Source organism: Methylocaldum sp., from assembly GCF_039794385.1.
Taxonomy (GTDB): Bacteria; Pseudomonadota; Gammaproteobacteria; order Methylococcales; family Methylococcaceae; genus Methylocaldum.
In genome coordinates, this window is sequence record NZ_JBDIVO010000469.1 from 1 (window position 1) to 2,917 (window position 2,917).

2 protein-coding genes and 1 pseudogene are annotated in these 2,917 nt (G+C 59.5%); all 3 read right to left on the bottom strand.

Going from position 1 to position 2,917, the window contains the following annotated elements; genetic code table 11:
- Positions 1 to 280 precede the first annotated feature (280 nt).
- Positions 281 to 952, bottom strand: coding sequence for a hypothetical protein (locus ABJK70_RS22840; RefSeq protein WP_347259237.1), 672 nt, complete (start codon positions 950 to 952; stop codon positions 281 to 283).
- A 473-nt stretch (positions 953 to 1,425) separates the two neighbouring features.
- Complete coding sequence (locus ABJK70_RS22845; protein WP_347259238.1) at positions 1,426 to 2,541, bottom strand: methyltransferase; 1,116 nt, start codon at positions 2,539 to 2,541, stop codon at positions 1,426 to 1,428.
- Positions 2,542 to 2,552: 11 nt separating this feature from the next.
- Positions 2,553 to 2,917, bottom strand: a pseudogene (locus ABJK70_RS22850) (TetR/AcrR family transcriptional regulator); the annotation flags it as partial.

A 2,917-nucleotide genomic window follows, 5' to 3' on the forward strand; every position in this document is an offset into this window, starting at 1 on the left:
ACAGCTCATCCGGAATGCGCCAGCCATCATCTTTCGTCACCAGTCCCATAAGAGCCCCTCTTGACTCGAAATTTCGGCATTAGAGGTCGCTCATCACGCTTTTGTTCCTACTGGGATAGGCTCTTAGTTGCCGGCTATTCGATTATTCGCCGAAGGATAGCTCGACTGGCGCGAGCGCAGGCGAAAGCCCGTTCCCAAGGTTGCCATCGGGCAGATCATCGAGCGGGGCGCCGGTCCGATTACGTCGCCATTCCGGTAGGCGCAGGGCGCGTCTCGGCATTCAACGCGCTCCGGTGATCGTGACGGTTTTCTGCGTCCGGCACGTGTCGCGGATGTTCTGGCACCGGGTAAAGGCGTGGGTGTTCCGGTCGAAGCAAACGATGACCTCGTCTAGGGTCTTGGCGCTGCTTCTTTGGCCGTTCGCGCCGCAGGACAGCACGATTTCGTCGTCATCGAGCCCTGGATTCTTTTCCATGAACAGCCGCTCGATCTCCTCCGCTTCGGCGGTTTCGGCGAGGCCGGGCAAATTCAGTTTTCGGTAAAGCGCTTCGGTCAGCTCGAAATAGCCGCTGCGGGACAGCGCGGTGCAGGTTCCGTGGGCCCTCCATTCGTGACGGATCAGATAGTCCGACGGCATGAAGGCGTGAATCCTGCGTTTATCGACCCGATCCGGGCGTCCGCCGTTTCGGCATTCGCGCGGAGCATCGTTTTCACACTGAGGCCAAAGCCCATGGACAATAAATCGACGGTTTTCCCGGCACTGCGGCTCGTGCCGGAGGCCGGGATGGGAACGGCAGAATTCCGGCGACCAGGACAGGGCCAGGGCGTAATACTTGAATTTGCCGGCCACATTATCACTGCACGCGTATTCGTCTTCCGCGCTCCAGTCCGCATATGCCGGAAGAGCTGAAAAGGCCAGTGCGAATAAGACGATTCTCTTCAGGATGTTCACGGTCTGCCCCCAAGAAGCGGTGTGGCTGAAGCGACCGTTTGTGACGGGTTTAGGATCACGGTTTTCTTATGCGTTTTCGAGATGAATAGCTCGTGTCTTTTCGGGATTATCCTAGAAACGGCCGTTGGACGTGCTCGAGTGTGCGGCGGGCAGGTCGGCTGGCAAGCCTGTCCTGAGCCCCGTCGAAGGGGCGCGACGCCGCCGCGGGGTGGTCTCCCGCAAGAAGGAGCAACGCCGCCAGGTGGCCGGCCCGCCGTGCAATCGGGTGCGTAGCGGCTTCACCCAAGCGGTGAAATCGGTACAAGGTCGGACACTTACGATTCATTGGACTTCTCTAATGCATCGAAGCGGTCAACTGCCGTTTCTAGGATTATTGTACTCGGGCATCTCTGCGGAATGCTCATGCGTCTCGGCGGCAAAATGTGAAGGCGGAATTTACCGGCGATTCGAGTTCAGGTCACCGGCAAATCTCGTTATCTCGGCTGTAGAACGAGTATCTTCGCAAACGATCGAAGGTTCACCACTTCTTCCAGCATCATCCCGCACCGGTCGAACAGACTCCGCCATTCATCGAGAGTCCTCTCTCTTCCTCGGGTGGCCATGAACATTTGCATGTCGAGAGCAGCGCCGGCAAGGTCGGCCCGCGATTCGGCCATGACCAGCTCCATCAGGGCGATGCGGGCGCCCGTTCCGGTGCAAGCGCCGGCAAGATTGGTGAGAGCTTTGGCGCAGGTCTCGTCGTCGAAGCCGTGCAGTACGGCGCTGAGCAGGTAGATGTCCTTGTCGCTCGTCGCCGTCGGGACCGCTTCGAGTAAATCGCCGGCCTGAAAGCTCAGGCGGGCGAGCAGCTCCGGAGCTTCGCGTCCAATCCAATATCGTTCGGCATCCCGGATAACCTGAGCGCGATCGACCACCACGGCTTTCAGATGCGGATGCCGTTTCAGAATGGCAAGGGACTTACTGCCCCTCGATCCGCCGACATCAATCACGCGCTCGAAACGTCCCCAATCGAAGTCGCGGGCGAAGCTGTCTCCGGTCAAGGCTTCAACGCTGTCCATCGCCCGCGAGAACAGTGCGTCGAATTCGGGGTGGCTGTCCATATAAGCAAACAGGTCCTGCCCATGAGCGAGCCCGAAAGGAACTTCCCCTCTCTTGACGCCGTTTTCCAATTGTTCATACCAGGGGCGGCTCATCTCCTCCGAGTTGTGCATCAGAATCATCGCGCGCACGCTTTTCGGGTGGTCCTTCCGCAGATAGGCGGAAACGCGGTTATTACCGAACACACGTGGCGACACTTCCTGGAAAACACCGATGGCAGCGAGCATCCGAAGCAGCCGGTGGACGCCATCGGGCTGCGCGGAGACCTGCGCGGCGATCTTTTCGGCCGTGAGCTGTTGGTCTCCCAGCACCGTCGCGATGTCGAGTCGGGCGGCGACGTAAAGCGCCCGCGATTGCCAGAAAGCCGAGCCGATCTGCATTAGGCGAAACGGCGGCGGCGTCAGCTTGTCCGGGATGGTCTGGAGCCAGCCGGCGAATTTCATCAATCGGGAAAACAGCCGAACGGCTCCGGTAGCTTTTTGTAATGGCATCGCGGCTCCAGCTATTCGTGCGGGGCCGGTGCCAGGCCCCCTGTAAAGAGTCGGCCGTTGAACTCGGCCAGGTTTTCGATGAACGCTGCATCCATCGCATGCCCCATCTGTTCCTCGAAGATGTCTTTCAGCAGCATCGGCATCATGGCCAGGCTGACGAATGTCATTCTCAGGATGTCGGGGTCTACCGATGGGGCGATCTGTCCATGGCTTTTCAAGTCGGCCACGGTCCGCGCGCCGCGTGTGCGTCCCCGTTCCAGCAATTGCTGAATGAAGCGTCGGCCCGGGCCTTGGTTCAGCGCCAGCACTTTCAGGATCAGCCTGGGAAATTCCGGCCGTTTGGACATCGTGTCGTAGTAGAGACGGAGGAAATCCG

Excerpts from the sequence above, each read along its gene's own strand:
- ABJK70_RS22845 (WP_347259238.1), bottom strand. The coding sequence starts at position 2,541 with ATGCCATTACAAAAAGCTACCGGAGCCGTTCGGCTGTTTTCCCGATTG.